Origin of the sequence: Amycolatopsis taiwanensis DSM 45107, assembly GCF_000519205.1 — a bacterium.
Lineage (GTDB): Bacteria > Actinomycetota > Actinomycetes > Mycobacteriales > Pseudonocardiaceae > Amycolatopsis_E > Amycolatopsis_E taiwanensis.
Genome location: NZ_JAFB01000050.1, coordinates 20286 through 45386 on the forward strand (window position 1 = coordinate 20286; position 25101 = coordinate 45386).

The 25101-nt window shown below is 67.5% G+C and carries 27 protein-coding genes; 14 read left to right on the forward strand and 13 right to left on the reverse strand.

Features of this window, described 5'->3' with window-relative positions; translation table 11 throughout:
- Positions 1 to 15: 15 nt before the first annotated feature.
- The gene (locus tag A3CU_RS0131790) at positions 16 to 1296 is read right to left on the reverse strand and encodes a hypothetical protein (RefSeq protein WP_027945654.1); all 1281 of its coding nucleotides are present in this window, start codon (positions 1294 to 1296) and stop codon (positions 16 to 18) included.
- 183 nt (positions 1297 to 1479) lie between these two features.
- Here A3CU_RS0131790 and A3CU_RS0131795 point away from each other — a divergent pair, with 183 nt between their 5' ends.
- The 4 genes from A3CU_RS0131795 (at position 1480) to A3CU_RS0131810 (ending at position 6603) form a co-directional block, all read left to right on the forward strand.
- Positions 1480 to 3990, forward strand: coding sequence for a DEAD/DEAH box helicase (locus A3CU_RS0131795; protein ID WP_027945655.1), 2511 nt, complete (start codon positions 1480 to 1482; stop codon positions 3988 to 3990).
- 356 nt (positions 3991 to 4346) lie between these two features.
- On the forward strand, positions 4347 to 4610 hold the full coding sequence (locus A3CU_RS0131800; RefSeq protein WP_027945656.1) for a DUF6412 domain-containing protein: 264 nt from the start codon (positions 4347 to 4349) through the stop codon (positions 4608 to 4610).
- A gap of 46 nt (positions 4611 to 4656) precedes the next feature.
- A complete protein-coding gene (locus A3CU_RS0131805) occupies positions 4657 to 5304 on the forward strand; it encodes a YidC/Oxa1 family membrane protein insertase (RefSeq protein WP_027945657.1) in 648 nt (215 codons plus the stop codon).
- Between the two features lie 30 nt (positions 5305 to 5334).
- The gene (locus tag A3CU_RS0131810; RefSeq protein WP_027945658.1) at positions 5335 to 6603 is read left to right on the forward strand and encodes a cytochrome P450; all 1269 of its coding nucleotides are present in this window, start codon (positions 5335 to 5337) and stop codon (positions 6601 to 6603) included.
- Between the two features lie 108 nt (positions 6604 to 6711).
- Here A3CU_RS0131810 and A3CU_RS55860 read toward each other — a convergent pair whose 3' ends face one another.
- The 4 genes from A3CU_RS55860 to A3CU_RS0131825 all read right to left on the reverse strand — a co-directional run bounded on the left by A3CU_RS55860 (position 6712) and on the right by A3CU_RS0131825 (position 8410).
- The gene (locus A3CU_RS55860) at positions 6712 to 6936 is read right to left on the reverse strand and encodes a HepT-like ribonuclease domain-containing protein (protein WP_425388294.1); all 225 of its coding nucleotides are present in this window, start codon (positions 6934 to 6936) and stop codon (positions 6712 to 6714) included.
- A complete protein-coding gene (locus A3CU_RS54830; RefSeq protein WP_245617445.1) occupies positions 6875 to 7048 on the reverse strand; it encodes a hypothetical protein in 174 nt (57 codons plus the stop codon). The genes A3CU_RS55860 and A3CU_RS54830 overlap by 62 nt, the downstream gene beginning before the upstream one ends.
- Positions 7038 to 7331, reverse strand: coding sequence for a nucleotidyltransferase family protein (locus tag A3CU_RS0131820; RefSeq protein ID WP_027945659.1), 294 nt, complete (start codon positions 7329 to 7331; stop codon positions 7038 to 7040). Before A3CU_RS0131820 ends, A3CU_RS54830 begins: the two co-directional genes overlap by 11 nt.
- Positions 7332 to 7447: 116 nt before the next feature.
- On the reverse strand, positions 7448 to 8410 hold the full coding sequence (locus tag A3CU_RS0131825; protein WP_245617446.1) for a sugar-binding transcriptional regulator: 963 nt from the start codon (positions 8408 to 8410) through the stop codon (positions 7448 to 7450).
- A gap of 119 nt (positions 8411 to 8529) precedes the next feature.
- Here A3CU_RS0131825 and A3CU_RS0131830 point away from each other — a divergent pair, with 119 nt between their 5' ends.
- From A3CU_RS0131830 to A3CU_RS0131845, 4 genes are all read left to right on the forward strand, one after another.
- Entirely contained in the window at positions 8530 to 9525 is a 996-nt protein-coding gene (locus A3CU_RS0131830) for a zinc-dependent alcohol dehydrogenase family protein (RefSeq protein ID WP_027945661.1), read from the forward strand.
- Positions 9518 to 10867, forward strand: a complete 1350-nt coding sequence (locus A3CU_RS0131835; RefSeq protein ID WP_027945662.1) for an ABC transporter substrate-binding protein — start codon at positions 9518 to 9520, stop codon at positions 10865 to 10867. Before A3CU_RS0131830 ends, A3CU_RS0131835 begins: the two co-directional genes overlap by 8 nt.
- A 167-nt stretch (positions 10868 to 11034) precedes the next feature.
- A complete protein-coding gene (locus tag A3CU_RS0131840) occupies positions 11035 to 11964 on the forward strand; it encodes a carbohydrate ABC transporter permease (protein WP_027945663.1) in 930 nt (309 codons plus the stop codon).
- 49 nt (positions 11965 to 12013) lie between these two features.
- On the forward strand, positions 12014 to 12838 hold the full coding sequence (locus A3CU_RS0131845; RefSeq protein ID WP_027945664.1) for a carbohydrate ABC transporter permease: 825 nt from the start codon (positions 12014 to 12016) through the stop codon (positions 12836 to 12838).
- A gap of 33 nt (positions 12839 to 12871) precedes the next feature.
- Here A3CU_RS0131845 and A3CU_RS0131850 read toward each other — a convergent pair whose 3' ends face one another.
- Together A3CU_RS0131850 and A3CU_RS0131855 are read right to left on the reverse strand one after the other, a co-directional pair.
- Positions 12872 to 13063, reverse strand: a complete 192-nt coding sequence (locus A3CU_RS0131850) for a ferredoxin (RefSeq protein ID WP_027945665.1) — start codon at positions 13061 to 13063, stop codon at positions 12872 to 12874.
- A gap of 99 nt (positions 13064 to 13162) precedes the next feature.
- Entirely contained in the window at positions 13163 to 14365 is a 1203-nt protein-coding gene (locus A3CU_RS0131855) for a cytochrome P450 (protein WP_027945666.1), read from the reverse strand.
- 115 nt (positions 14366 to 14480) lie between these two features.
- On the opposite strand from A3CU_RS0131855, the gene A3CU_RS0131860 reads away from it, so the two are divergent.
- The 5 genes from A3CU_RS0131860 (at position 14481) to ehuA (ending at position 18397) form a co-directional block, all read left to right on the forward strand.
- On the forward strand, positions 14481 to 15113 hold the full coding sequence (locus A3CU_RS0131860; protein ID WP_027945667.1) for a TetR/AcrR family transcriptional regulator: 633 nt from the start codon (positions 14481 to 14483) through the stop codon (positions 15111 to 15113).
- Between the two features lie 217 nt (positions 15114 to 15330).
- On the forward strand, positions 15331 to 16212 hold the full coding sequence (gene ehuB / locus A3CU_RS0131865; RefSeq protein WP_027945668.1) for an ectoine/hydroxyectoine ABC transporter substrate-binding protein EhuB: 882 nt from the start codon (positions 15331 to 15333) through the stop codon (positions 16210 to 16212).
- Between the two features lie 85 nt (positions 16213 to 16297).
- A complete protein-coding gene (gene ehuC / locus A3CU_RS0131870) occupies positions 16298 to 16984 on the forward strand; it encodes an ectoine/hydroxyectoine ABC transporter permease subunit EhuC (RefSeq protein ID WP_027945669.1) in 687 nt (228 codons plus the stop codon).
- On the forward strand, positions 16981 to 17637 hold the full coding sequence (gene ehuD, locus A3CU_RS0131875) for an ectoine/hydroxyectoine ABC transporter permease subunit EhuD (protein ID WP_027945670.1): 657 nt from the start codon (positions 16981 to 16983) through the stop codon (positions 17635 to 17637). Before ehuC ends, ehuD begins: the two co-directional genes overlap by 4 nt.
- Entirely contained in the window at positions 17621 to 18397 is a 777-nt protein-coding gene (ehuA, locus tag A3CU_RS0131880) for an ectoine/hydroxyectoine ABC transporter ATP-binding protein EhuA (RefSeq protein ID WP_027945671.1), read from the forward strand. The genes ehuD and ehuA overlap by 17 nt, the downstream gene beginning before the upstream one ends.
- 50 nt (positions 18398 to 18447) lie before the next feature.
- Here ehuA and A3CU_RS0131885 read toward each other — a convergent pair whose 3' ends face one another.
- From A3CU_RS0131885 to A3CU_RS0131910, 6 genes are all read right to left on the reverse strand, one after another.
- Positions 18448 to 19314 carry an aldehyde dehydrogenase family protein gene (locus A3CU_RS0131885; protein ID WP_027945672.1) on the reverse strand — a complete coding sequence of 289 codons (867 nt, stop codon included), beginning with the start codon at positions 19312 to 19314 and terminating at the stop codon, positions 18448 to 18450.
- A complete protein-coding gene (locus A3CU_RS0131890; RefSeq protein ID WP_027945673.1) occupies positions 19307 to 20740 on the reverse strand; it encodes an aldehyde dehydrogenase family protein in 1434 nt (477 codons plus the stop codon). Before A3CU_RS0131890 ends, A3CU_RS0131885 begins: the two co-directional genes overlap by 8 nt.
- Before the next feature lie 52 nt (positions 20741 to 20792).
- Positions 20793 to 21749 carry a deoxyribose-phosphate aldolase gene (gene deoC / locus A3CU_RS0131895; RefSeq protein WP_027945674.1) on the reverse strand — a complete coding sequence of 319 codons (957 nt, stop codon included), beginning with the start codon at positions 21747 to 21749 and terminating at the stop codon, positions 20793 to 20795.
- 100 nt (positions 21750 to 21849) lie between these two features.
- Positions 21850 to 22803: a CU044_5270 family protein gene (locus A3CU_RS50220; protein ID WP_052372514.1), complete on the reverse strand. Its 954-nt coding sequence runs from the start codon at positions 22801 to 22803 to the stop codon at positions 21850 to 21852.
- Complete coding sequence (locus tag A3CU_RS0131905; protein ID WP_027945675.1) at positions 22796 to 23383, reverse strand: RNA polymerase sigma factor; 588 nt, start codon at positions 23381 to 23383, stop codon at positions 22796 to 22798. Before A3CU_RS0131905 ends, A3CU_RS50220 begins: the two co-directional genes overlap by 8 nt.
- 80 nt (positions 23384 to 23463) lie before the next feature.
- Positions 23464 to 24063 (reverse strand): DUF1707 SHOCT-like domain-containing protein, encoded by a 600-nt coding sequence (locus A3CU_RS0131910; protein WP_027945676.1) that lies wholly within the window; start codon positions 24061 to 24063, stop codon positions 23464 to 23466.
- A 170-nt stretch (positions 24064 to 24233) separates the two neighbouring features.
- On the opposite strand from A3CU_RS0131910, the gene upp reads away from it, so the two are divergent.
- On the forward strand, positions 24234 to 24857 hold the full coding sequence (upp, locus tag A3CU_RS0131915) for a uracil phosphoribosyltransferase (protein WP_027945677.1): 624 nt from the start codon (positions 24234 to 24236) through the stop codon (positions 24855 to 24857).
- Positions 24858 to 25101 lie beyond the last annotated feature (244 nt).

Genomic DNA, 25101 nt, shown 5'->3' on the forward strand with positions numbered 1-25101 from the left:
TGCTCCTGGGCCCCGCTACTTGCCGCGGACGCGGAGACGGTTTTCGAAGGTCTCGACCAGCTTGCGCCACTCGCTCTGCTCGGTGTCGAAGGGAGCGCTCGGTGCGAGCCGGTTCGGGTCCGGCCGCAGCACGTAGGACACCAGCCAGCCCAGGCTTTCCGAAGAGGACAGTGCCGCGGACACGGTGTCGTCGTCCGCCCAGTCGGCCGCGTCGGTGAGCAGCTCCACGGCCAGTTCCAGCTGGGTCGGGTCGATCGCCTCGACACCCTCGCCCAGGTCCTCGGCCAAACCGGCCAGGACGTAGGTGTTGTCGGCGTCCACATCGATCTCGAGCTCGCCCGCGGTGGCCTTGGTCAGCACCTCGGGCCAGGTGGACACCTCGGCCAGGTCGGTGCCCTGGAACTCGGTGGCATCGGCGAGCTTGCGGGCCAGCGTCCTCGGCGAGGTGAACACGTCGATCCGGCCTTCGCCGCCGAGGAAGACCGGCTCGTCGTCGAGGTAGCACCGCAGCGTGTAGTAGTCCTGGTCCGAGGTGGTGATCTTGATCGGGTCGATGCCGACCTCGGCCCAGAACCCGGTCGGCCCTTCCTCCTCGTCCTCCTCGGCGTCGTCGGTCTCCGCGTCCGAGGTGTCCAGGTCCTCGTCGAGGTCGTCCTCCCGGGCTTCGACCCCGGCCTCCGCCTCCGCGGACTCCTCCAGGAAGGCGGCCAGCTCCTCGGCGGTTTCCTCCAGCACGGCGGCGTTCACGTCGGGCACCTCGACCAGCGCGTCGATGGCGTCGAGCACGGTGTCCCACTTGTCCGAGACCGCCTCGGACAACTCGGCCCACAGCCGCTCGCCCTCACGGCCGGTGAACAGCCGGCCACCCTGGTCGAGCAGGGAGAACGCCTCCGTGGCGTCGAGCACCTCGTGCACCTCGTCGAGCTCGCACACGTCGGCCAGCGAGCGCACGATGCTGACGATCTCCGCCAGCTCGCTGATCGTCCAGGTGTCCGGGTCCTCGGCCACCAGCTCCGGCACGCCGACCAGGTCGTAGGAGTGGTCGTCGTCGGGAATCAGCTCCGGCACGTTCAGCGCGGGCACCACGTGCCAGGCCGGATGGTCGATGAGGTCGTGCTGGTCCGCGGTACGGATGAACGCGGCCAGATGCGCGGCGTCGGGGAAGGCGTAGAGGTCCTCGTCGTCGCCGAGGAATGCCTCCCACTCCTCGCCGTCCTCCCGCCAGCGCGGGGCCCAGAGGGTCACCAGGTCCCCCTGTGGCAGCCCGAGTTCGATCGGGACGATGTCCTGTGCCATTCCAGCCCTCCGGATTACACCTGTGTGTGCGAAGCGTACGGCTTTACCGCCGCGCCCGCGACGGCCCCCGTGCCGTTCAGGCCGCCGTGGACGGCCCGGGGCCGCCGGTGGCGGTTGTCACGGCCTGCATGCCCGTACCCATGCGTGCGTTTTGCACAACATGACTGGCACGATGGACACATAATGGCACTCACAGACCTTTTACCAGCGAATCCCGACCCGGACAACCTCTACGAGGCATTCTCGCAGTGGACGGCCGAGCGCGGTATCGAGTTGTACCCGGCGCAGGAGGAGGCGCTGATAGAGGTCGTCTCCGGGGCCAACGTCATCGTGTCCACCCCGACCGGCTCGGGGAAGAGCCTGGTCGCCGTGGCCGCGCACTTCGCCGCAATGGCTCGCGGCGTCCGCACCTTCTACACCGCGCCGATCAAGGCATTGGTTTCGGAGAAGTTCTTCGCGCTGGTCGACATCTTCGGCGCGGATCACGTCGGCATGATGACCGGCGATTCCAACGTCAATCCCGACGCGGAGATCATCTGCTGCACGGCGGAAATCCTGGCGAACATCGCGTTGCGTTTCGGTGATCGGGCGCCGGTGGGCCAGGTGGTGTCCGACGAGTTCCACTTTTACTCCGAGCCCGACCGCGGCTGGGCCTGGCAGGTGCCGCTGCTGGAACTGCCGCAGGCCCAGTTCGTGCTCATGTCGGCGACCCTGGGTGATGTCTCCCTGTTCGAAAAGGATCTGACCCGCCGCACCGGCCGGCCCACCGCGGTGATCACCTCGGCGCAGCGTCCGGTCCCGCTGACCTACCGGTACGCGCTGACCCCGCTGCACGAGACCATGTCCGAGCTGCTGAGCGGCGGGCAGGCGCCGGTGTACGTGGTGCACTTCTCGCAGGCGGCCGCGGTGGAGCGGGCCCAGGCGCTGATGAGCATCAACGTCGCCACCCGGGCGGAGAAGGAGGCGATCGCCGACCTCATCGGCGACTTCCGGTTCGCCGCCGGGTTCGGCAAGACGCTGTCCCGGTTGGTGCGGCACGGGATCGCCGTGCATCACGCCGGGATGCTGCCGAAGTACCGCCGGCTGGTCGAGCAACTCGCGCAGGCCGGGCTGCTGAAGGTGATCTGCGGGACCGACACTCTCGGTGTCGGTATCAACGTGCCGATCCGGACGGTCGTGTTCTCCGCCCTCACCAAGTACGACGGGGTGCGCCAGCGCCATTTGAAGGCGCGCGAGTTCCACCAGATCGCCGGCCGGGCCGGCCGCGCCGGTTACGACACCGACGGCTACGTCGTGGTGCAGGCGCCCGACCACGTCGTGGAGAACGCCAAGGCGCTGGAAAAGGCGGGCGACGACCCGAAGAAGAAGCGCAAGATCGTCCGGAAGAAGGCACCGGAGGGCTTCGTCAACTGGACGGAGAGCACTTTCGAGCGGCTCGTCTCGTCGCCGCCGGAGCCGCTGACATCCAGCTTCCAGGTCAGCCATTCGATGCTGCTGAACGTGATTTCCCGGCCTGGTAGCGCGTTCGACCACATGCGACACCTGCTGGAGGACAACCACGAGGACCGGCCGGCACAGCGCAGGCACATTCGTCGCGCGATCGCGATCTACCGCGCGTTGCTCGCGGCGGGCGTGGTCGAACAACTGGACGAGCCGGACGAGGAGGGCCGGATCGTCCGGCTGACCGTGGACCTGCAGTTCGACTTCGCGCTGAACCAGCCGCTGTCGCCGCTCGCGCTGGCCGCGATCGAACTGCTCGACCCCGAGTCGGTGAGCTACCCGCTGGATGTGGTCTCCATTATCGAATCCATTGTGGACGACCCGCGCCCGGTGCTTTCCCAGCAGCAGTTCAAGGCCCGGGGTGAGGCGGTCGCCGCGATGAAGGCCGAGGGGATCGAATACGACGAGCGCATGGCGCTGCTTGACGAGATCACCTACCCCAAGCCGCTCGAAGAGCTGCTGAACGCCGCGTATTCGACCTACCGGCGCGGGCATCCGTGGGTGGAGGACTATCAGCTGTCCCCGAAATCCGTGGTGCGCGACATGTACGAGCGCGCGATGAATTTCGTGGAGTACATCAATTTCTATTCGCTGGCCCGTTCCGAGGGGCTCGTGCTGCGCTACCTCGCCGACTGCTACGACGCGCTGCGCCACACGGTGCCGGACGAGGCCAAGACCGAGCCGCTGCAGGACCTGATCGCCTGGCTCGGGGAGCTGGTGCGACAGGTGGACTCCAGCCTGCTGGACGAGTGGGAGGCCCTGCGGCATCCGGAGGAGCACCTCGGCGAGGCCCGGCCGAGGAGGCCCGAGGGGCGGGTCGCGCCGATCACCCAGAACGTGCGAGCGTTCCGCGTCATGGTGCGCAACGAGCTGTTCCGGCGCGTGGAGCTGGCTGCGCGGCGGGCGTACGAGGAGCTCGGCGCGCTCGACGGTGCCTCGGGCTGGGACGCGGTGGAGTGGGAGGCCGCGCTGGAGGAGTACTTCGAGGAGCACAACGACCTCGGCATCGGCCCGGACGCGCGCGGCCCCAAGCTGCTGATGATCGAGCAGGAGCTCCAGGTGTGGCGGGTCCGCCAGATCTTCGACGATCCCGCCGGACACCACGACTGGGGCATCAGTGCCGAGGTCGACCTCGCCGCATCCGACGAAGCCGGGGCCGCCGTCCTGCGGATCACCGCGGTCGACCAGCTGTAGTGGAGCAATGAATGTTTGCTTCGAAACGCGAGTCCCCTGCGGCTGGCTAGTGCGCTGTTGCCGAGTGTCGTCCGGGACCTGACGCCGCGAACCCGCAACTTGCCCTCCTGAATCCGGAGCTCGCCCTCCTGAACCCGGAGCTCGCCCTCCTGAACCGGGAACTCGCCCGCCCTAACCGGGAAGTCACCCGCCTCAACCGGGAATTCGCCCGCCTGAACCGGGAACTCACCTTCCTAAACCGGGGACACGCCCGAACCCGGCGTGTCCCCGCCCCAGGCACGTGTGTCCCCGGTTTGGGGGTCTGAGTTCCGGGTTGGGGAAGGGGGAAACGCCGGTACAGCCGGTACAGTGGGGGCGTGCCGGTCGGGTTGTGGGCGATCGTTCTGGCGCTGGGCATGGTGCCCGGCGAGCTGATCGCGAATCCGGCCGGGATGCTGGTGATGGCGTCGGTGCTGGCCGCCGGGCTGGTCGTGATCGTTGCCGCCCGGATCGAGCCACCCACATCGCCGGTCCGAATCTTGGCCCTCGTCCTTCGCGAACGCTCTCGCCGCACGGCCTTCCTCCCACTCCGCGATCCCGACGCGCCCGGTCGCAGCCGCCCACGGGCACCCGGTCACTGACGGAATTTCGCGTCCCCCATCTCCTTTCCTCCTCTGGAGTATTGCCGTGTTCACTTTTCTTGACCTGCCCGTTTCCGTCGCCTATCACCTCGTGACCTGGCTTGCCTCGATGACCGGTGTCGCGCTCGCGATCGTGGTTTTCACCTTGGGTGTTCGCCTGCTTCTCCTGCCGTTGAGCAGGGCCGCCACCCTCGGCGGTAAGGCGCGTGCCGAGCTGATGCCGCGCGTGCAACAGTTGCGGGACCGCTATCGACATGATCCGCAGCGGCTGCAGCGGGAAGTCACCGGGCTGCAGCGGGAAGCCGGCGTCTCGTTGTTCACCGGCTGTCTGCCCGCGCTTGCACAGATTCCGTTCTTCATCATGATGTACCGATTGTTCTACGCGACCACGATCGCCGGTCACCCGAACATGTTGCTGGCCGGGACCCTGTTCGGTGCGCCGCTCGGCGGGCACTTCGCGGCGCTGGCGTCCGGACCGCACGTGCTGGTGTTCGTCGGGCTGTTCGTCCTGCTTGCGGTCGTCGCGTGGTTTTCGTCACGTTGGCAAGCGCGACAGGCGCCGGGCCCGGCGCTGCTGCGCCTGCTGCCTTATGGCACGGTGCTCGCGGCGGCGGTGGTTCCACTCGCGGCCGGGCTGTATCTGCTGGTGACCAGCGCCTGGACTGTGGTGGAGCGCGCAGTGTTGCTCGACTGAGTCTCAACCTCGCCCCTGTAATATCCGGGTATGGGAGATCTCCGCACGCGCGTTGTTTCCTGGGTTGGGCGCAAATACCTGGAGAGGAAGCAGAAGAAGGGCGTTGATCTGCTTTCGCTGCTGCCCGATTCCACGTTGATGCCGCTGCGGCGCAACGGCCTGGACCCCGTTCCCGAGCTGGGCGAGCGGCGGGAGACGGAGCCGGTCAGCCCGCTGAAGCTGCCGTTCGGGCTGCGGGCCTGGCTGGTCACCGGGTACGACGAGGCCAAGGAGGTGCTCGTCGCCACCGGCAAGTTCAGCAACGACTACACGAATCTGATGGGCACGGCGGCGATGTCCGCCGACCAGAATCCCGGGGGGCTCGGCTTCGCCGACCCGCCGGACCACACCCGGTTGCGGAAGCTGCTCGCGCCGGAATTCACCATGCGCCGGCTGTCCCGGCTCACCCCGCGCATCCACGACGTGGTGGAGGAGCGGCTGGACGCGATGGCCGCCGGCGGCGGGCAGGCCGACCTGATGAGCGACTTCGCGCTGCCGATCCCGTCGCTGGTGATCTGTGAGCTCCTCGGCGTCTCCTACGAAGATCGCGACGATTTCCAGCGCCTGAGCATGGCGCGGTTCGACCTGTTCGGTGGGGTTAGCGCGTCCTTCGGCGCGATGTCGGAGTCGCTTGCCTACCTGCTCCAGGTCGTCGGGAAGCAGCGCGATTCACCGGGGGACGGGCTGCTCGGCATGCTCATCAAGGAGCACGGCGACGAGATCGACGACCGGGAACTGGCCGGCCTCGCGGACGGCGTGCTGACCGGCGGGTTCGAGACGACGGCGAGCATGCTGGCGCTCGGCGCGATCGTGTTGCTGAGCAACCGCGAGCACTTTGAGCTGATCCGTGAACGAGATGACGCCATCGACTCGTTCGTTGAGGAACTGCTGCGGTATCTCACCGTGGTGCAGGCTGCCTTCCCGCGGTTCGCCCGCGAAAACGTCGAGGTCGGCGGCGCGCAGATCGAGGCGGGCGACATCGTGTTCGTGTCGCTGAGCGGTGCGAACCGGGACCGGGCGATGGGCGAGGACCCGGAAAGTTTCGACCCGGCGCGCGGGTCCAAGGCGCACCTGGCGTTCGGCTGGGGCGCGCACCGTTGCGTCGGCGCCGAGCTCGGGCGGATGGAACTGCGCGCCGCGTACCCGGCGCTCGTCCGGCGCTTCCCCGAGATGCGCCTGGCCGTCGCCCCCGCGGAGATTCCGTACCGCAAGACCTCCATCGTCTATGGCGTCGACTCTTTGCCGGTGCTGCTGTCGTAGTGACTCCGGTCGCCGCGCCCGTAGGTCCAGGGGCCGCTACGCGACGCACTGCGTCACGCGAAGTACGTGCGCAGACGCAGATGCCTTGGCAGGTCGGCGGACTGGGACCTAGGTTAGCTCGTCGAGCACCGCGTGGAGGGCCATGATGAGAGGCCCTAGCTGTTCGGTAGCCGTGGTATGGAGAATCTCGAGATCGATCGACCAGTAACTGTGGACGATGCGGTTGCGTAAGTCGGCTGGGCGGCGCCAGGGAACTTCGGGATGACGGCCTTCAGCTCTGTTGAAACTCGGGCCGCCGCTTCGCCGAGACCGTGAAGTTCCACAGCAACGCATCCGTGCGCTGCCGGTCGTGTTCGAGTGCGTCAAGGTCGATACCAGCCGTAAGTTCCTGTGCCCGTTCGGCGGCCTCGATCATCTCGGCGACGTACAACCGGTCACGCTGCATAAAGTCGCCTTGACTCATTGATTGCGGTGTCGCGCAGCAATGGATGGAGAGACTTCTTCGAGACCAGGTCTACCGGACGTCCGAAGAGGTCTGTGAGCTCTCGGTTGAGATCCTCAATCTTCCAGCCCAGCTTTGTACCTGGTTGCAACTCGTACAGTATGTCGATGTCGCTGGAAGATGTGTCATCCCCGCGGGCGACTGACCCGAACACGCGCAGGGTAGCGATGCCGTACCGGGCGCAGATTTGGCTAAGACGAGTTTCGTCGACAGCGAGCGCAGCCATGGCGTCAGTCTCCTTCCGTGCCCGATCATCCAATATTCGCTGTTCCTGTGCGGTTCGCAGCCCGATGCAAGACCTCCATCGTCTATGGCGTCGACTCGTTGCCGGTGCTGCTCTGATCAGGAGCTTCGCTGCGCTATCTGCAGGAGGGGCTCGGCCGCGGCGGTGTCGGTGATGAGGGTGGAGACCAGACCGGAGCGCAGGACGGCGTCGATCGCCTCCGCCTTCGGTGCGGTGTAGCCGAGGGCGATCACCTCGGGCACGCGGAACAGCTCTGGCGTGCTGATGGCCAGCACGTGATGCGCGAGGCCGGTGGACATCGGCTTGCCTTCGGAGTCGAACAGCCGTGCGGAGACCTCCGCCTTCGCCCCGCGGGCCGCGATCGCCTCGCTTTCCGCCGGGGGAAGCGCATCGTACACAGTGGACTCTCCGGGCCGCCACGCCCCGATGCTCACCACGGCCCTGGTGAGCTTGCCGAACTGGCCGAAGGTCTCGGCGATACCGGGTTGGCGGCGCAGGATCTCGGTGGTGCGCGCGTCCGGCAGGACGAGCGGCCCGTAGATGGGGTACGCGTCCCCGCCGGAGACCGCGGCGACGTGCCGCACGGTTTCCACGGAGCGGTCCCGCATGTCCATGCCGGCCTGCACTCCGCACAGTTGCACGACCGGGCACCGCGCGATCCGTTGCACGGATTCGGCCATGGCGTTGACCGAGCGTGCCCAGGCGAGCCCGAGCACGTCGTCCTCGGTGACGATCTCCGAGACCAGCCGGGCGGCGAGGGCACCGATGTTCCGACGCACGCGCGACCGCGGGCCGGTGCTGGCCGCTCGATCGAGCACGAACACCCGATCCAACCGGTACGCCGAACGCACCTGGTCCGACAGTTCGACGTCCACCGGCACCGGCAGGTCGAACTCGACTCGGACAAGACCGCTGCTACGGGCCGCTTCCAGTAGCCGGGCCACCTTGAACCGGCTGATCCCGAAGCGCTCCGCGATCTCGATCTTGGATTCCCCGAGCGCATAGAACCGGTGCGCGATCAGGGCGGCGGTCATGGTGTCGCTCAGCGATTTACCGCTCATGTGAGCACTATAGCGGCCAAATGTTGACGGACGACGAGGGAAAGTCCTTCAATGCTTGGACATGCACCATACACGCAGTCGTATTGGCGCTCATATGAGCAGCCAAGAGATGAGGTGACATGCGAGCCGCGATTGTTGAGCAACCGGGTTCGATCAGCGTCGGGCAGCGCCCCGATCCCGTTGGAGGGCCTCGCCAGGTCGTGGTCCGGGTCGGCGCCTGCGGAATCTGCGGCACGGACGTGCACATCGCGGATGGGCACTTCCCGCCCACGCCCTACCCGATCGTCCCCGGCCACGAGTTCGCCGGAGAGATCGTCGAGGTGGGGCCGAACGTGCCGGGCGGCTGGCGGCCTGGCGACCGGGTGGCCGTGGATCCCTCACTGCTGTGCGGCTACTGCGCGTTTTGCCGCGCGGGCCGCGCGAACCTGTGCGAGAACTGGGGCGCCGTCGGGGACACTGTGGACGGAGCGTTCGCCGAGTACGTCGCCGTTCCCGCCGCCAACTGCTACCGCCTGCCCGACAGCCTGAGCTGGCGCCAGGGCGCGCTGGTGGAGCCGGTTTCCTGTGCGGTGCACGGCATCCGGCGGGTCGGTGTCGAAGCCGGGGAGCAATTCCTGGTCATGGGCGCGGGCACGATGGGGCTGATCATGCAGCAACTGCTGCAACGCTCCGGCGCCGCGGTGACCGTGGTCGACCGCAACGCGGCCAGACTTCCGCGCGCCAAGGACCTCGGCGCGCACGCCGTCGCGACCGACGTGTCCGAATTGGACGGTGAAAGATTCGACGCCGCGGCCGACTGCACCGGAGCGGTACCCGCGATAGAGGCCGCCTTCGACGCCCTGCACCGCGGCGGCCGGCTGCTCGTGTTCGGCGTCGCCCCCGAACAGGCGCGGGTGGCGCTGTCCCCGTTCCGCATCTACAACGACGAGATCACCGTGATCGGCTCGATGGCCGTGCTGAACTCCTACGGCGCGGCATTGGACCTGGTCGCAGGCGGCGCGATCGACACCAAACCGCTGCTCACGGACACCCGCCCGCTGGAGCGGTTCGGCGAGGCGCTAGCCCTGATGCGCGCCGGCACCGGATTGAAGGTGCAGGTGCTTCCGCATGCGTAGGCAGCGTTTCCGGCGCACGGCCGTGCTGGCCTTCTCCACCTTGCTCGCCCTCACCGGTTGCGCAGGCGCTGGTGCGCTCGGTTCCGGCGGGAAAACGCTGGTGATCGCCATCGTGTCGAACCCGCAGATGAACGACGCCCAAGCGCTGTCCGGCCAGTTCGAGCAGGCAAACCCGGGCGTGAAGCTGAAGTTCGTGTCCCTGCCCGAGAACGAGGCCCGCGCCAAGATCACCGCGTCCGTCGCGACGCAGGGCGGCGAGTTCGACGCGGTGATGATCAGTAACTACGAGACCCCGCAATGGGCGGCCAACGGGTGGCTGGAAAACCTTCAGCCCTACCTCGCCGCCACACCCGGGTACGACGAAGCGGATTTCATTCCCAGCATTCGTGATTCGCTTTCCTATCAGGGCTCGATGTACGCGGTCCCGTTCTACGGTGAGTCGTCGTTCCTGGCCTACCGAAAGGATCTCTTCGACCGGGCCGGGCTGACCATGCCCGCGCACCCCACCTGGCAGCAGATCGCCGACTTCGCCGCCAAGCTCGACGACAAGGCGGCCGGCGTCGCCGGGATCTGCCTGCGCGGCAAGCCCGGCTGGGGCGAGAACCTCGCTCCGTTCGACACGGTGGCCAACACCTTCGGCGCCCGCTGGTTCGACGAGAACTGGAACGCCCAGCTCACCTCGCCCGAGTTCCGCGCCGCCGCACAGTTCTATGTGGACCTCATCCGCCAGCACGGCGAGGTCGGTGCCTCCAGCGCCGGGTTCTCCGAGTGCGGCACGCGTTACGGGCAAGGCCAGGCGGCGATGTGGTACGACGCGACCGTCATGGCGGGTACCAACGAAAACCCGTCCAGCAGCACGGTCGCCGGCAAGTCCGGCTACGTGGCCGCGCCGGTGGTGCAGACCAAGGCCAGCGGCTGGCTCTACACGTGGTCGCTGGCGATTCCGAAGTCCGCCCGGGACAAGCAGGACGCGTGGAAGTTCCTGGACTGGATGACGAACAAGGAGTTCGTCCGGACCGTGGCCGAGGCCGACGGCTGGAACGCGGTGCCACCGGGTTGCCGCCTTTCCACGTACCGAATTCCGGAATACCAGCAGGCAGCGGCGGCCTACGCGCAGCCGACCCTGGAGGGCATCGACGCGGCGCGGGAAAGCGACGTGCGAACCCGGCCCGTGCCGTACTCGGGCATCCAGTTCGTCGGCATCCCCGAGTTCCAGGACCTCGGCACCCGGGTCAGCCAGGAGCTCTCGGCCGCGATCGCCGGCCAGATCTCGGTCGACGAGGCCCTGCGGCAGTCCCAGCAATATGCCCAGACCGTTGGCGATTCCTACCGTGGTGCTTAAGACGCGCGATCGACGAACGCGTCTACGGACCGTGACCTGGCAACGCACACTCGGCCCCGCAGTCCGGCGGCCCGCAGCCGCGTTCGCGAGGCCTTCGGCGGCGCGTCTTCCAGTCGCCGAAGCACGAACACGGACTTTTGAATACCTTCGTCCCAGGAGACAACGAAATGACCGCGGTCGCACCCACCCTCCCCGGCCGTCCACGAGCCGCGGAGAAGGCTTCCCCAAGAGTCTCCACGAGCGCCTGGGCCCGGCGCGCTCCGCTGCTGCCCGCGTTGGTGTTCACCATCGTCGTGACCCAGATTCCGTTCCTGCTCACGGTGTTCTACTCGTTCCAATCCTGGAACCTGGTACGCCCCGGCTCGTTGCATTTCGTGGGGTTGCGTAACTACGCCGATGTTTTCGCCGACAGCCAGTTCCGCACAGCGATGCTCAACACGGTGCTGATGACGGTGGTCTGCGTGCTGGTGGCCGTCCTGCTCGGGCTGGGCCTGGCGGTGCTGCTGGACCGGAAGTTCCTCGGCCGCGGATTCGTGCGGACCTTGCTCATCACCCCGTTCCTGATTCTGCCCGCGGCCGGCGCGCTGCTCTGGAAGACCACCATGTTCGACCCGACCTACGGGTTGCTGAACTTCGTGTTCGGCGGCAGCACCGACTGGCTTTCGGAGTTCCCGCTGGCCTCGGTGATGGCACAGGTCGTGTGGCAGTGGACGCCGTTCATGATGTTGCTGCTGCTCGCCGGCCTGCAGAGCCAGCCGAAGGACGTGTTGGAAGCGGCCCAAGTGGACGGTGCGGGCCGGTGGCGGATCTTCACCGCGATCACGTTGCCGCACCTGTCCCGGTACCTGCAGTTGGCGGCTCTGCTCGGCGCCATCTACATCGTGAACTCGTTCGACGCGGTGTTCCTGATGACCCAGGGTGGCCCGGGCACCGCGAGCACCAACCTGCCGTACTACATCTACCAGCGCGCCTTCCAGGGCTTCGACATTGGACAGTCCTCCGCGATGGGCGTGGTCGTGGTGATCCTGACCCTGATCGTGGCGACGTTCGCGCTGCGCCTGATGTTCCGGGCGTTCGACGTGAGCGGCCGGAGGTGAAGACTGGCATGACATCCCTTGTCGCGCGCGAACTCGCGGAGGAATCAGCATGACGACGTTGCGTAGGAATGTCGGCGGAGCCTCGCTGACCGTGGCGACCTGGGTGATCGCGATCCTGTTCGTGTTCCCGGTGCTGTGGATGGTGCTGACCTCCTTCAAACAGGAGGCAGACGCCTACACCGATCCACCGCGCGTGGCGTTCAGCCCGACGCTGTCGGAGTTCGCCGGTGTCATCGAGCGCGGTTTCCTGCCCTACCTGGCGAACTCCGGGTTCGTCACGGTGCTGTCCACGCTGATCGTGCTGGCGCTGGCGGTGCCCGCGGCGTACGCGCTCTCGCTCGCGCCGGTGCCGCGGACGAGCAACGCGCTGGGGTTCTTCTTGTCCACCAAGATGTTGCCGATCGTCGCGGCGATCATCCCGTTGTACGTGATTTCGCAGAAGACAGCGCTGCTGGACAACGTGTGGGCGCTGGTCATCCTCTACACCGCGATGAACCTGCCGCTGGCGATCTGGATGATGCGCTCGTTCTTCCTCGAAGTGCCCGGCGAGATGATCGAAGCCGGACGGGTCGACGGCGCCAAACTGCCGACGCTGCTGGTGCGCGTGATCCTGCCGGTGGTCGCGCCCGGGATCGCGGCCACCGCGCTGATCTGCGTGATCTTCTCCTGGACCGAGTTCTTCTACGCGGTCAACCTGACCGCGGCCCGGGCCGGCACGGTGCCGGTGTTCCTGGTCGGCTTCATCACCAGCGAGGGCCTGTATTGGGCGCAACTGGCGGCCGCGGCGCTACTCGCCTCGCTGCCGGTGATGATCGTCGGCTGGATCGCGCAGCATCACCTCGTCCGTGGCCTGTCCATGGGCGCGGTGAAGTAACCCTGCTCCAGTGGGCGCTCCGCCCTCAGGTCGCTACTCCTCGACCAGGGACAGGGCGCCGCTGGGGCAGATGTTCACCGCCACGCGCGCCTTTTCCAGGTCGTCAGGGTGCTCGTTCAGAACGATGACCGTGCCGTCGTCCTCGCTCTGGTCGAAGACCTTCGGGTCGGTGAGCACACACTGGCCGGCTCCGACACAGACGTTCGTGTCCGCGACGATGCGCATGCCGATCCTCCTAATTGTCTGTTGGCCTACGGTTACCTTCGGAAGGCGCGTGTGCGACGTGCTTCGGCCAGCAGTCCCACCCAATCACCAACAGGCTCCTTACCAGGTCACCGGAAGCTGATACACGCCATAGATGGCGGCATCATCCTTGTACGGTAGTTCATCCGCGGGCACGGCGAGCTTGAGGCCGGGGATGCGGGCGAACAGCGTGTCAAAGACGATCTGAAGCTCCATCCTGGCCAGGTTCTGGCCGAGACACTGGTGGGCACCGAAGCCGAACGCGACGTGGTGACGCGCCCCGCGGTCGATGTCCAGCGCCATCGGGTCGCTGAAGACCTCGGGGTCGTGGTTGCCCATGTTGCCCAGCACGACCACACCTTCGCCGGCCTTGATGAGTACCCCGGCGAGTTCCACGTCCTCCAGGGCCACTCGGTTGGCGCCGATGTCGACGATCGAGTAGTAGCGGAGCAACTCCTCGACGGCGCCGAGGGTCTTGGCCGGATCCGCCTTGATCGCCGCCAGGTCCTCGGGGTGCTGGAGCAGGCCGATGGTGCCGAGCGAGATCATGTTCGCGGTGGTCTCGTGCCCGGCGACCAGCAGCAGGAACGCCATGCCCACCATGGCCCCGCGCTCGTAGGTCCCGGCTTCGCGATGCCGGCGGATCTGGCGGCCGAGCAGGTCGTCGGGCAGTTCCGCTTCCTTGGCGGTGACCAACTGAGCCAGGTAGGACCTCAGCTCGGTGAGTGTCTGGGTGCGCTGTTCTGCGGGGATTTCGCGCTTGAGCAGCATCGCGGTGTGGCGTTGGAAGAAGTCGTGGTCGGCGTAGGGGACGCCGAGCAGTTCGCAGATCACCAGTGACGGCACCGGCAGAGACAGGCTCTGCACGAGGTCCGCGGGGCGCGGGCCGGCCAGCATGGCGTCGATGTGCTCGTCCACGATCTGCTGGATACGGGGGCGCAGGGCGTTCATCCGTTTGACGGTGAACTCGCCGACCACCGCGCGCCGGGCGGGGCCGTGCTCCGGCGGGTCCATCGACAGCAGGCTCGTGAAGTTGACGTTCTGCAGGGGCTGTCGATCCTTGATCAGGGAAGGGAAGTTGGGGTGGCCGCGGTTGGGGCTGAACCGGGGGTCTGCCAGAACGGCACGGATGTCCTCGTGCCGGGAAACCGCCCAGGCCTCGCGGCCGTCAGGCAGGGTGACGCGGGAGATGGGGTCCTCGGCCCGCATCCGGACGTGCTCGTCGTGCGGAGCGTGCGGGCAGGTCCGGATGATTGCAAGCTCGGGAGCCGGTGTAGCGGTCATGATTCCACCCCAAATCTACTGGGCGTATGCGGATGGATACCTTCCACTTCTTGGTTTCCACGGTACAGACTTGGCGGACCCCCGTCCAACCGTCCTCAGATGCGACAATTCGCGAATGGTGGCTGATCCGGACACACCGCTGCGGGCGGATGCGCGGCGTAATCGTGACCAGATCATCGCCGCCGCGAAGCAGGTGTTCCTGGACCAGGGCCCGGACGTGCCGATGGAGGTGATCGCGCGGCGGGCCGGGGTCGGCGTGGGCACGCTCTACCGGCGCTTCCCCGATCGCGAGTCGTTGATCCTCGCGGTGAGCCGCCGGAACTTCGAGGAGGTCGTCACCGAGGCACGGGCGGCCGCCGCCGAAGAGCCGACCGCGTGGGCGGCGATCGTGCGGCTGCTCCAGCGGTCGCGCGGGCTGAAGCTGAGCGTGCAGCTGGCCGTGCTGTCTCCGCTGGCCCGGGCGATTCTGCGCGATGACGAGACGACCCAGGAGTTCCGGGCGGAGATCATGCTCATCCTGGACGAACTGGTCCGCGGCGCGCAGGCGGAGGGGTCGATGCGCCGCGACGTCGGCGCCGGTGACGTGGCCGTCCTGTGCTCGCTGTTGCTGATGGACCTCCCCCTCGAGGACCTGTCGGATCTGGTGCTGGACCGCGCGCTCGCGGTGATGATCGACGGTCTCCGCGCGACCTCGCAGAGCCCGTTGCCCGGCCGGCCCATCACGGGTGAAGACCTGCGTATCCGCTGAGGGGATCTGGGGGGCTTACCCCCGGTGGGGGCGCGGGGGCGGTGCCCGTACAAGGCAGCGCGACGGACGCTTGCGCGGCGTTTCGGAGAGAAAGCCGGCGTTCGCGGCCAAACATTGTCAACAATCTTTTCATTGACAATCTTACGAGCGCGCGCATAGCTTGATCGCGATCATGGTGGTCCGTTCGGATGGCGATTGTCGAGGAGGACAGTTCCCCATGCCGCGTACCGGAATTTCCAGACGAGACCTGCTCCGCGGCGCCGGGGCCGCGGTCGTGGCCGCGCCACTGACCGGCTTCATGGCGGGTTGCAGCTTCACCCAACCAGGCACCGGGCAGCCGAACTCCACGCTCGACCAGATCAAGAAGCAGGGCTACGCGCGGGTCGCGATCGCCAACGAGCCGCCCTACACCAAGGTGAACGCGGACGGGTCGATCACCGGGGTCGAGCCCGACGTCGTGTCCGCGGTGCTCAAGCGCATGGGCATCGAGAGCGTCCAGGGTGTGGTGACCCCGTACGAATCGATGATTCCCGGTCTGAACGCCAACCGCTGGGACACCATCGCCGCGGGGCTGTTCATGAAGCAGTCGCGCTGCGCGGAGATCCTTTACTCCGAACCGGACATCGTGTCGACCGAATCGTTCGCCGTTCCCGCCGGGAACCCGCGCAACCTCACCAGCATCGGCGACATCAAGGCGAATCCGGCCATGCGCGTCGCCGTGTTGCCCGGCGGTTTCGAGGACGGCGTCCTCAAGAGCCAGAACGTGCCCGCCGCCCAGTTCGTGAGCGTGCCCGACGGGCGCAGCGGCATGGAGGCGATCCAGGCGGACCGCGCGGACGCGTTCTTCCTGCCGACATTGTCTCTCAACGCCCTCAAGACCCCCGGTATCGACATCACCGGCGCGATCAAGGACGTTCAGCCCACCGGTGCCGGCGCGGGTTTCCGCAAGGGCGACACCGATTTCCAGCAGGCCTATGACCGGGAACTCGCCGGGTTCAAGCAAACCCCCGAGTACGCGGACATCCTGCACAGATGGGGCTTTTCCGCAGACGACGTACGCGGCGTCACCCGCGACCAGCTCTGCGCCAACAGCGGCTGACCGGGTCGGCGGAGGGAACGCTCATGCGAACGACGCGAGATTGGGCGGCCGCGATGACGAGGGCCAACGCTGAGGGGGTGCCACCATGTCCCAAATAGGCCCGTACGTGCCGCTCCTGCTCAACGGCCTGCTGATCACACTGGCGCTGACCGCGTGTGGCATGGCGTTGGCCCTGGTGGTGGCCTTCACCGCCGGGCTGGCGCGGATGTCGCCGCGGCGGCTGCTGCGCTGGCCTGCCGGGGCGTTCGTCGAGGTGTTCCGCGGCACCTCGATGCTGGTGCAGTTGTTCTGGCTCTTCTTCGCCTTGCCGTTCTTCGGTATCCAGCTCACCCCGTTCGCCGCCGGTGTCCTGGCACTGGGCCTCAACGAAGGCGCCTACGCCGCGGAGATCGTGCGCGGGTCGATCAACTCGCTGCCCAGAGGCCAGCACGAGGCGGCCGCGGCGCTGAGCATGAGCTCGGCCCACAAGATGCGCCGAATCCTGCTGCCGCAGGCGATCCCGGTGATGCTGCCGTCCTTCGGCAACGTGCTGATCGACCTGCTGAAGAACACCTCGCTGGTCTCACTCGTCACCGTCGCCGACCTGACGTTCCGCGCACAGATGGTCCGGTCCAGTACCGGCGCGACGACCGCGGTGTTCGGGACGATTCTGGTGATGTACTTCGTCGTCTCCTACCTGCTGTCGCTCGGGCGTGGCTGGCTGGAGCGCCGGGTGGCGCCGGACCGGATCGCGCCCAAGCGCACCGGACTGGCCGGGGCGGTGCAGGGATGATCTGGGACTGGAACTTCGCCGTGCAAATCCTGCCCGAGTTGCTCAACGGGCTGTGGGTGACCGTGCGGATCACGCTCGCCGGTATCGTGATCGCCCTGGTGCTGGGACTGGTCGTGGCGATCCTGCGGCACGCCAGGATTCCGGTGGTGCGGCAGGTGTTGTGGTTCTACGTCGAGTTCGTGCGCGGCACGCCCCTGCTCGTGCAGGCCTACTTCGCGTTCTACGTGCTGCCGCTGTACGGCATCACGTTGTCGGCGATGGTCACCGGGATCATCGTGATCGGCGTGAACTACAGCGCCTACACGGCCGAGGTGTACCGGGCCGGTATCGAGAGTGTCCCACGTGGACAGTGGGAGGCGGCGACCGCCTTGAGCCTGCCACTGCGGCGACGCTGGCAGGCGGTCGTGCTGCCACAGGCGGTCCGGGCCGTGGTGCCCGCGCTGGGCAACTATCTGATGCAGATGTTCAAGGACTCGGCCATCCTGTCCGCCATCACGGTGTTCGAACTGCTCGGGCACGCCACCGCGATCGGCTCGGGCAACTATCGCTACCTGGAGCCCTACACGCTGGTCGGAATCCTGTTCCTGGTCGTGAGTTATCCCGCGGCGAAGCTGATCCGACGATTGGAGCTACGCCTTGCCCAGCCCCGCTGACACCCCCGTGCCCACGATCTCCTTCCGCGGCGTGCGCAAGTCGTACGGCAGCCACCAGGTCCTGTCCGGACTGGATCTCGACGTGGCGGCCGGTGAGAAGGTGTCGATCATCGGCCCGAGCGGCTCGGGCAAGACGACGATCCTGCGCCTGCTGATGACCCTGGAACAGCCGGATGCCGGCAGTATCGAGGTCGACGGCGAAACCCTTTGGCACGAGGATGGTTTCGACGTCCGGCGGATGAAGCTGGTGCGGCGCCGGATCGGGATGGTCTTTCAGCACTTCAACCTGTTCCCGCACATGACCGTGCTGGGCAATGTGACCGAAGCGCCGGTGCACGTGCTCGGCCAGGAGCGGGGAGAGGCCGAAGAGCACGCCCGCGAGTTGCTGGGCATGGTGGGGCTCGACAAGCACCTGGACCACAAGCCGGGCCAGCTCTCCGGCGGCCAGCAGCAGCGGGTCGCGATCGCCCGGGCGTTGGCGATGCGCCCGCAGGTCATGCTGTTCGACGAGGTCACCTCCGCGCTGGACCCGGAACTGGTCGGCGAGGTGCTCGGCGTGATCCGGGAACTGGCGCACTCGCAGTCGATGACGATGCTGCTGGTCACCCACGAGATGTCCTTCGCCGAGGACATTTCCGACCGGGTGCTGATGTTCGATTCCGGCGCCGTGGTGGAGGCCGGGCACCCATCGGTCATCTTCCATGAGCCTGGCGAAGAACGCACGCGACGGTTCTTGAGCGCCGTGCTGGACCGGCGCTGATCCGACCGGCGGCGCGGATCGTTCGAAACCGTGCCGCCGGTCGTCGGTCGTCAAAGGCCCATCGGATGCCAGACGGTCTTGTCCTCGGAGTACCGACGCAGCCGCGAAATGTCCGGCCGGGCGGTCCAGTCCGGCTCCGTGGCCGGTACCGGAAGTACCCGTTTGACGGTTCCGGCGGCCTCGCGGGCGAGTTCGGCGCGGGCCTCGACGTCCGCGCCGGTCAGGTCCAGCGCGTTGACGTCGCCGTGCGACGCGAGCCAGGGACCCAGTTCGGACGCCCGTCCGGTGAGGATGTTGGCCACACCACCGGGCAAATCCGACGTCGCCAGCACCTCGGACAAGGTGATCGCGGGCAGCGGCCGTTCCGCGCTGCTCACCACGACGGCCGTGCAACCCGTCGCCAGGACCGGCGCGAGCACGCTGACCAAACCGAGCAGTGACGAGCGCCCAGGCGCGAGGACCCCGACCACGCCGGTCGGTTCCGGCACGGTGAACGAGAAGTACGGTCCGGCCACCGGGTTCGCCGCGCCCAGCACGCTGGCGATCTTGTCGGTCCACCCGGCGTACCACACCCACCGGTCGATCGCCGCGTCCACAACGGACTGTGCCCGCCGGGCCGCGATGCCCTCCACCAGGGCCACTTCACTGGCGAACTGGTCGCGGCGGCCCTCCAGCATCTCCGCGACCCGGTACAGCACCTGCCCACGGTTGTACGCCGTGGCACCGGACCAGCCGCCGAACGCCTTGCGCGCCGCCGACACCGCGTCGCGGACGTCCTTGCGCGAGGCGTGCGCGGCGTTGGCCAGGAAACGTCCCTTGCCGTCGTGGACGGGATACACCCGGCCCGACTCCGAGCGCGGGAACTTCCCGCCGATGAACAGCTTGTAGGTCTTGGCGACCGACACCCGCTCAGACATTCAGGTACGCCTCCAGACCCGTGCGGCCGCCCTCGCGGCCGAATCCCGACTCCTGATAACCACCGAACGGGGCCGCCGGATCGAAGCGGTTGAAGGTGTTCGCCCACACCACCCCGGCCCGCAGCTTCCCGGCGACGGCGAGGATGCGCGAACCCTTCTCCGTCCAGATCCCGGCCGACAGGCCGTAGGGCGTGTTGTTCGCCTTGGCGACGGCCTCGTCCGGGGTGCGGAAGGTGAGCACGGACAGCACCGGGCCGAAAATCTCCTCGCGGGCGATGCGCATCGATGGCTGCACGTCCGAGAACACCGTGGGCGCGAAGAAGAACCCGCGCTCGGGCATCGGGCACGGGCTGGTCCAGCGCACCGCGCCCTCGGCCTCACCGGACTCGGTCAGCTCGCGGATCTTGGCCAGTTGCTCCGCGGAGTTGATCGCGCCGATGTCGGTGTTCTTGTCCAGGGGGTCGCCGAGCCGGAGCGTGCCCACGCGGCGGCGCAACTTGTCCATCAGCTCATCCACAATGGACTCCTGCACGAGCAGTCGCGACCCCGCGCAGCACACGTGCCCCTGGTTGAAGAAGATCCCGTTCACGACCCCTTCGACCGCCTGGTCCAGCGGGGCGTCGTCGAAGACGATGTTCGCCGCTTTTCCGCCGAGTTCGAGCGTGAGCCGTTTCGACGTGCCGGCGACCTGGCGCTGGATCAGCTTGCCCACCTCGGTGGAGCCGGTGAAGGCGATCTTGTCCACGCCGGGATGCCGCACGATCTGCGCGCCCACGTCGCCGGCGCCGGGCAGGATGTTCACCACGCCATGCGGCAACTCCGCCTGCTGGCAGATTTCGGCGAACACCAGCGCGGTCAACGGAGTCGTCTCCGCCGGCTTGAGCACCACGGTGTTGCCGGTCGCCAGCGCGGGCGCGATCTTCCAGGCGAGCATGAGCAGCGGGAAGTTCCACGGGATGATCTGACCCGCCACGCCGATCGGTTTCGGATCCGGTCCGAAGCCGGCGTAGTCCAGCTTGTCCGCCCAGCCCGCGTGATAGAAGAAATGCGCGGCGACTCCTCGAAGGTCCGCGTCGCGGGATTCCCTGATTGGCTTGCCGTTGTCGAGCGTTTCCAGCACGGCCAGTTCCCGGGAGCGCTCCTGGAGCAGCCGGGCGATCCGGAACAGGTATTTCGCCCGCTCGGCGCCCGGCATGGGGCCCCAGGTCTTCTCGAAGGCGCGCCGCGCCGCCTTCACTGCGTTGTCCAAATCGGACGGTGCGACCGTACCGACTTCGGCGAGTACTTCGCCGGTGGCGGGGTTGACGGTTTTCAGCGGATCACCGCCGCCGTCGACGAACTCTCCGTCGATGAACGGCCGGTAGCTCGGCCTGAGGTTCGCGATGTCTCGCGATTCCGGCGCGGGCGCGTAGTCGAAGAGAGCCATCGCCTAGTCCACTCTGTTAATGCGAAGTTGTGGTCGGATCATGTTGCTCGCCTCACTCCGGCACGTAGTCCGGGCCGCTGTAGTGCCCGTCGAGCTGGGTACGGCGCTGCATCAGCAGATCGTTGAGCAGGCTGGACGCGCCGAAGCGGAACAGCTTCGGGGTGAGCCACTCCTCGCCCGCGACCTCGTGCACCGCCACCAGGTAGCGGATCGCGTCCTTGGTCGTCCGGATGCCACCGGCCGGCTTGACGCCGCGCAGCTGGCCGGTGGCGGTGTACCAGTCGCGAACCGCCTGCAGCATCACGTGCGTGACCGGCAGTGTCGCGGCGGGCGAGACCTTCCCGGTGGACGTCTTGATGAAGTCGCCGCCGGCCAGCAGCGCCAGCCAGGACGCGCGCCGGACGTTGTCGTAGGTGGCCAGTTCGCCGGTTTCCAGGATGACCTTCAGGTGTGTGCCGGGCCGGGCCGACTCACACGCGGCCTTGACCGCCTGGATCTCCTCGAAGACCTGCCCGTAGCGCCCTTCGAGGAACGCGCCCCGGTCGATGACCATGTCGACCTCGCCGGCGCCGGACTCCACGGCGAGCGCTACTTCGGCGAGCTTGACCGCCCGGCTGGACCGGCCGGACGGGAACGCGGTGGCCACGCTCGCGACCCCGATTCCGGTTCCCTGCAAGGCTTCCACCGCGGTCTCGACGAGATCGGGATAAATACACACCGCGGCGACCCGGGGCGTGTCGGGGTGCTGGGGGTCCGGGAGTTTCGCCTTGGCGGCCAGCGACCGCACCTTGCCCTGGGTGTCCGCGCCCTCCAGTGTGGTGAGGTCGACCATGGAGATCGCGGTGTCGATCGCCCACAGTTTCGCGGCCTTCTTGATGCTGCGGGTGGCCAGCGCCGCGGCCCTGGCCTCCAAGCCGACCTGATCGACGCCGGGCAGTCCGTGCAGGAACCGGCGCAGGCTCGCGTCATCGCGGGTCGCGTCGGCGAGTTCGGCGACGAGTGCGGTCATACCGGGGAGTCTAGGCCAGGTGCCGCAGGGGAATGACCAGCTGTGAACAAGATGGCGGGCCGCACCCTCCCTGGAGGTGCGGCCCGCCGGCGGGAAGGGCTTACGGGGTCTGTCCGATGCGGTCGACCAGGCCGCTGGCGAGTAGCGCGTCGGCCTGGGTGCGCCCGTCGCTGACGTACCCGCCCGCTCCGAGGAGCTGGAAGGTGTTCGGGTCGAAGATCAAGACGCCCTTGTCCCCTCCGTTGTTGAGCAGATGGGACACCCCAATCCCGTGCCGTCCCGCCGAGTCGGTGACGTCCGGTACGTATTCGTCCCCGGGAATCGTGGCCGCGACCCGGTACAACGCGGCCTTCAACGCGGGTGGCACGGCGTTCTTCAACAGCGCGGTGATCCTCTGGAACACCCACTGGTCGAGCGTGTAGAGCCGCGCCGCGCCCGGCCCCATCTTGTCGTAGTCTCGCTGCACCTGCGCGTATACCTCGGCGCGCAGTTTTTCCGGATCGGTCGGCAGAGTGGTCAGATAGTCGTAGGTCGGGTTGTACAACGACGGCGGCCCGCCCGGCCGCGAGTCGTTGGATCCCATCCGGAACTCCTCGATCCGGCCGTCCCGGTCTTCCCGCTCCAGACCGTCGGTCCCATCCACCTTGATCCAAGTCTGCGTGAGCACGACTCGAATGCCAGCGTCGTTGTATACCGTCTTCGTGCTGGTGTAGGTGTAATCCCCGTGCCCGGAGGGAGCGTTCTCCGCCTTTTCCGCCGCGAGGTTGAGCACGCCCGCGACCGAGGTCAACGGCGCGGCCGGGGCGGGAGCCGCCTGGTTCGGCCCGGACGACGCGGGTGTGCCGGTCAGCCAGGCGACCAGTGCGACCGCGATTACTCCCGCCAGGATCGGGGCGGTGATCGTCAGCCGGGGCAGGTGCCACCGCCGGGGTGCGCGTGCCGGGTTCGGGTTGTCCGCGTGCTTCTGCAGTGCGATCCGGTGCCTGGCGAGCGTGGTCGGGTCCGGGTCGTCGACCTCGGGCCGTAGCCGGGACAGCAGGTCCATCTCATCCATTGTGGTTTTCCTCCGTGGGCAGCAGTTGGCGCAACTTGGTGCGGGCGCGGTGCAGTCGGGAACGGACCGTGCCGAGCGGAATGTCCAGCGCCTGGGCGACCTCCTCGTAGGAGAGGTGCTCCCAGGCGATGAGCAGCACGATGTCGCGTTCGGCAGCGGAAAGCCGCGCGAGCGCCTTGCCGAGCGGCTGCGCTGCGGCGCTCACCCGGTCCGAAACCAGGTTCTCGTGTCCTTCCGCGGTCTGGTCCGGACCGATCCTGGCCAGTGCGCGATATTGTCGGATTTCGGCGCGGCGGTGCCGGCCGAGCAGGTTCGACGCGATGCCGTACAGCCACGGCAACGCGTTGCGCTGGGTGAGGTCGAAACGACGCCGCTGGTCGAAGGCGACCAGCATGGTCTGACCGGTCAGGTCGTCGGCGAGTTGCGTACCGACCCGGCGGGCCAGGAAGCGGTGCACCGTGTCCGCATATCGGTCGAAGATGATCGCGAATGCGTCCGGGTCGCCCCAGGACCGTTCGACGATCTCGGCATCGTCCAACTCACCGGCCGTGCGGTCCGACCGGGTCGGGAGGATGGTCATGTGGGACCTCTCATCGGGCTCCTCTCGTCGGGTTCCTCACCCGTCTTTGCCCGATGTCCCGAACCGAGTTCCGGTCGGATCTACCCGCGGATCTCTTTCCGGCGCGGCTTGCGGGTCACCTCGACCGCGCCCCAGAAGGCCAGGCCGTTGACCCGGACCACGGGTGCGCCGGGCGGGGGCTGGCTCGCGTCCCGGTGGTCCTTGCTTTCGAACGCGCCCATGAACCCGATGCCGCTGACCTCCACAACGACATCGTCGGGCACCGTGATTTCGATGCTGCCCATGATCGAGACCGCGGTGATGGTGGACACGCGTTCGGCGAACCGGGCATCGCGGAGATCGATTTCGACACTGCCCCAGAACGAGAAGCTGTTGTGCTGGGCCGGCACCACCCAGTTGCCCTTACGGCTCGAGCTCGACATGATCGCGATCGAGGTGGCCGACCCGGGGGTGCCGCCGATGCGGCTATCGATGGCCGGCGCGCGTGTCGCGCTCGGAACGACCGCGCCGGCCGAAACGGCGGGCAGATCGGCGACGGGCGGGTCTAACTCCGCCAACGTCTTCGCGGCGTAGACCGCGTCCAGCCGTTCTTCCAGCTCCTGAACCGTGATCCGCCCCTCGGACAGTGCGTTGTGGAGGATCTGCGCGACGCGCTCACGGTCGGCGTTGGAGGCCCGCATAGCTGGTTGCTCGGTCGGTTCGGTCACCCCGCGAGCCTATCGTCCTGCCCGGATGAGCCACCGAAAAACGTCATCAAAACGTATCGTGTCCGCCTGCTCACATTGCGATGCGGATCGCGAGGGCTGTTTGCGTGACGCTGCGGCGAAAACCAGTGTTACCGTGACGCCTCATGGACGTGCTCGTCGTCGATCATCCGCTGGCGAAGGACAGGCTGTCGACCATGCGCGACGCCAGGACCGACAGCGCCACCTTCCGCGCCGCGCTACACGACCTGACCGTCATGCTGATGTACGAAGCCACCCGTGACGCGCCGGTCCGCACCGAACGCATCCACACGCCCGTCGCCCGCACCGACGCCTACCGGCTGGCGAACCCGCCGTTGCTGGTGCCGGTCCTGCGGGCCGGTCTCGGCATGGCCGACCAGGCGCACAAGCTGATCCCGGCCGCGCAGATGGGTTTCGTCGGGCTGGCGCGCGACGAACAGACGCTCCACCCGACGCCGTACATGGAGTCGCTGCCGGAAGACCTCGCCGGCCGGCCGGTCCTGGTGCTGGACCCGATGCTGGCCACCGGCGGATCGATGGTCCACACGATCCGGCTGCTGACCGACCGCGGCGCCACCGACGTGACCGCGATCTGCGCGCTTGCCGCACCGGAAGGGATCGCACGCCTCGAAGACTCGGGCCTCCCGGTCCGGGTGGTGACGGCGAGCATCGACCAGCGGCTCAACGACTCGGGGTTCATCGTGCCCGGCCTCGGCGACGCGGGGGACCGCCAGTACGGCGCCATCTGAACAACAATCGCGAGCCGGCATCCGTGGATGCCGGCTCGTGTCGTGCCGTGGGCCTGCCCGGTCGACGGTCACCCGGGGCGGTACCCAGGGCCGTGGGATGGGGCAGGGTGCGCTCGCGATCTTTCTCTTGGTGACTAAACGGTTGCGTTTTGTGCTGACGCTTGGGTGTCGAAATCGTGTCGTTTCGTTGTCGAGAGGGAACTTGTTGATGCCTATACGTGGCTTTGAGGAGTCTCGAATGCTG

Excerpts from the sequence above, each read along its gene's own strand:
- A3CU_RS0131790 (WP_027945654.1), bottom strand. The coding sequence starts at position 1,296 with ATGGCACAGGACATCGTCCCGATCGAACTCGGGCTGCCACAGGGGGAC.
- A3CU_RS0131795 (WP_027945655.1), top strand. The coding sequence starts at position 1,480 with ATGGCACTCACAGACCTTTTACCAGCGAATCCCGACCCGGACAACCTC.
- A3CU_RS0131810 (WP_027945658.1), top strand. The coding sequence starts at position 5,335 with ATGGGAGATCTCCGCACGCGCGTTGTTTCCTGGGTTGGGCGCAAATAC.
- A3CU_RS55860 (WP_425388294.1), bottom strand. The coding sequence starts at position 6,936 with ATGCGTTGCTGTGGAACTTCACGGTCTCGGCGAAGCGGCGGCCCGAGT.
- A3CU_RS54830 (WP_245617445.1), bottom strand. The coding sequence starts at position 7,048 with ATGCAGCGTGACCGGTTGTACGTCGCCGAGATGATCGAGGCCGCCGAA.
- A3CU_RS0131820 (WP_027945659.1), bottom strand. The coding sequence starts at position 7,331 with ATGGCTGCGCTCGCTGTCGACGAAACTCGTCTTAGCCAAATCTGCGCC.
- A3CU_RS0131825 (WP_245617446.1), bottom strand. The coding sequence starts at position 8,410 with ATGAGCGGTAAATCGCTGAGCGACACCATGACCGCCGCCCTGATCGCG.
- A3CU_RS0131830 (WP_027945661.1), top strand. The coding sequence starts at position 8,530 with ATGCGAGCCGCGATTGTTGAGCAACCGGGTTCGATCAGCGTCGGGCAG.
- A3CU_RS0131835 (WP_027945662.1), top strand. The coding sequence starts at position 9,518 with ATGCGTAGGCAGCGTTTCCGGCGCACGGCCGTGCTGGCCTTCTCCACC.
- A3CU_RS0131840 (WP_027945663.1), top strand. The coding sequence starts at position 11,035 with ATGACCGCGGTCGCACCCACCCTCCCCGGCCGTCCACGAGCCGCGGAG.
- A3CU_RS0131845 (WP_027945664.1), top strand. The coding sequence starts at position 12,014 with ATGACGACGTTGCGTAGGAATGTCGGCGGAGCCTCGCTGACCGTGGCG.
- A3CU_RS0131850 (WP_027945665.1), bottom strand. The coding sequence starts at position 13,063 with ATGCGCATCGTCGCGGACACGAACGTCTGTGTCGGAGCCGGCCAGTGT.
- A3CU_RS0131855 (WP_027945666.1), bottom strand. The coding sequence starts at position 14,365 with ATGACCGCTACACCGGCTCCCGAGCTTGCAATCATCCGGACCTGCCCG.
- A3CU_RS0131860 (WP_027945667.1), top strand. The coding sequence starts at position 14,481 with ATGGTGGCTGATCCGGACACACCGCTGCGGGCGGATGCGCGGCGTAAT.
- ehuB (WP_027945668.1), top strand. The coding sequence starts at position 15,331 with ATGCCGCGTACCGGAATTTCCAGACGAGACCTGCTCCGCGGCGCCGGG.
- ehuC (WP_027945669.1), top strand. The coding sequence starts at position 16,298 with ATGTCCCAAATAGGCCCGTACGTGCCGCTCCTGCTCAACGGCCTGCTG.
- ehuD (WP_027945670.1), top strand. The coding sequence starts at position 16,981 with ATGATCTGGGACTGGAACTTCGCCGTGCAAATCCTGCCCGAGTTGCTC.
- A3CU_RS0131885 (WP_027945672.1), bottom strand. The coding sequence starts at position 19,314 with ATGTCTGAGCGGGTGTCGGTCGCCAAGACCTACAAGCTGTTCATCGGC.
- A3CU_RS0131890 (WP_027945673.1), bottom strand. The coding sequence starts at position 20,740 with ATGGCTCTCTTCGACTACGCGCCCGCGCCGGAATCGCGAGACATCGCG.
- deoC (WP_027945674.1), bottom strand. The coding sequence starts at position 21,749 with ATGACCGCACTCGTCGCCGAACTCGCCGACGCGACCCGCGATGACGCG.
- A3CU_RS50220 (WP_052372514.1), bottom strand. The coding sequence starts at position 22,803 with ATGGATGAGATGGACCTGCTGTCCCGGCTACGGCCCGAGGTCGACGAC.
- A3CU_RS0131905 (WP_027945675.1), bottom strand. The coding sequence starts at position 23,383 with ATGACCATCCTCCCGACCCGGTCGGACCGCACGGCCGGTGAGTTGGAC.
- A3CU_RS0131910 (WP_027945676.1), bottom strand. The coding sequence starts at position 24,063 with ATGCGGGCCTCCAACGCCGACCGTGAGCGCGTCGCGCAGATCCTCCAC.
- upp (WP_027945677.1), top strand. The coding sequence starts at position 24,234 with ATGGACGTGCTCGTCGTCGATCATCCGCTGGCGAAGGACAGGCTGTCG.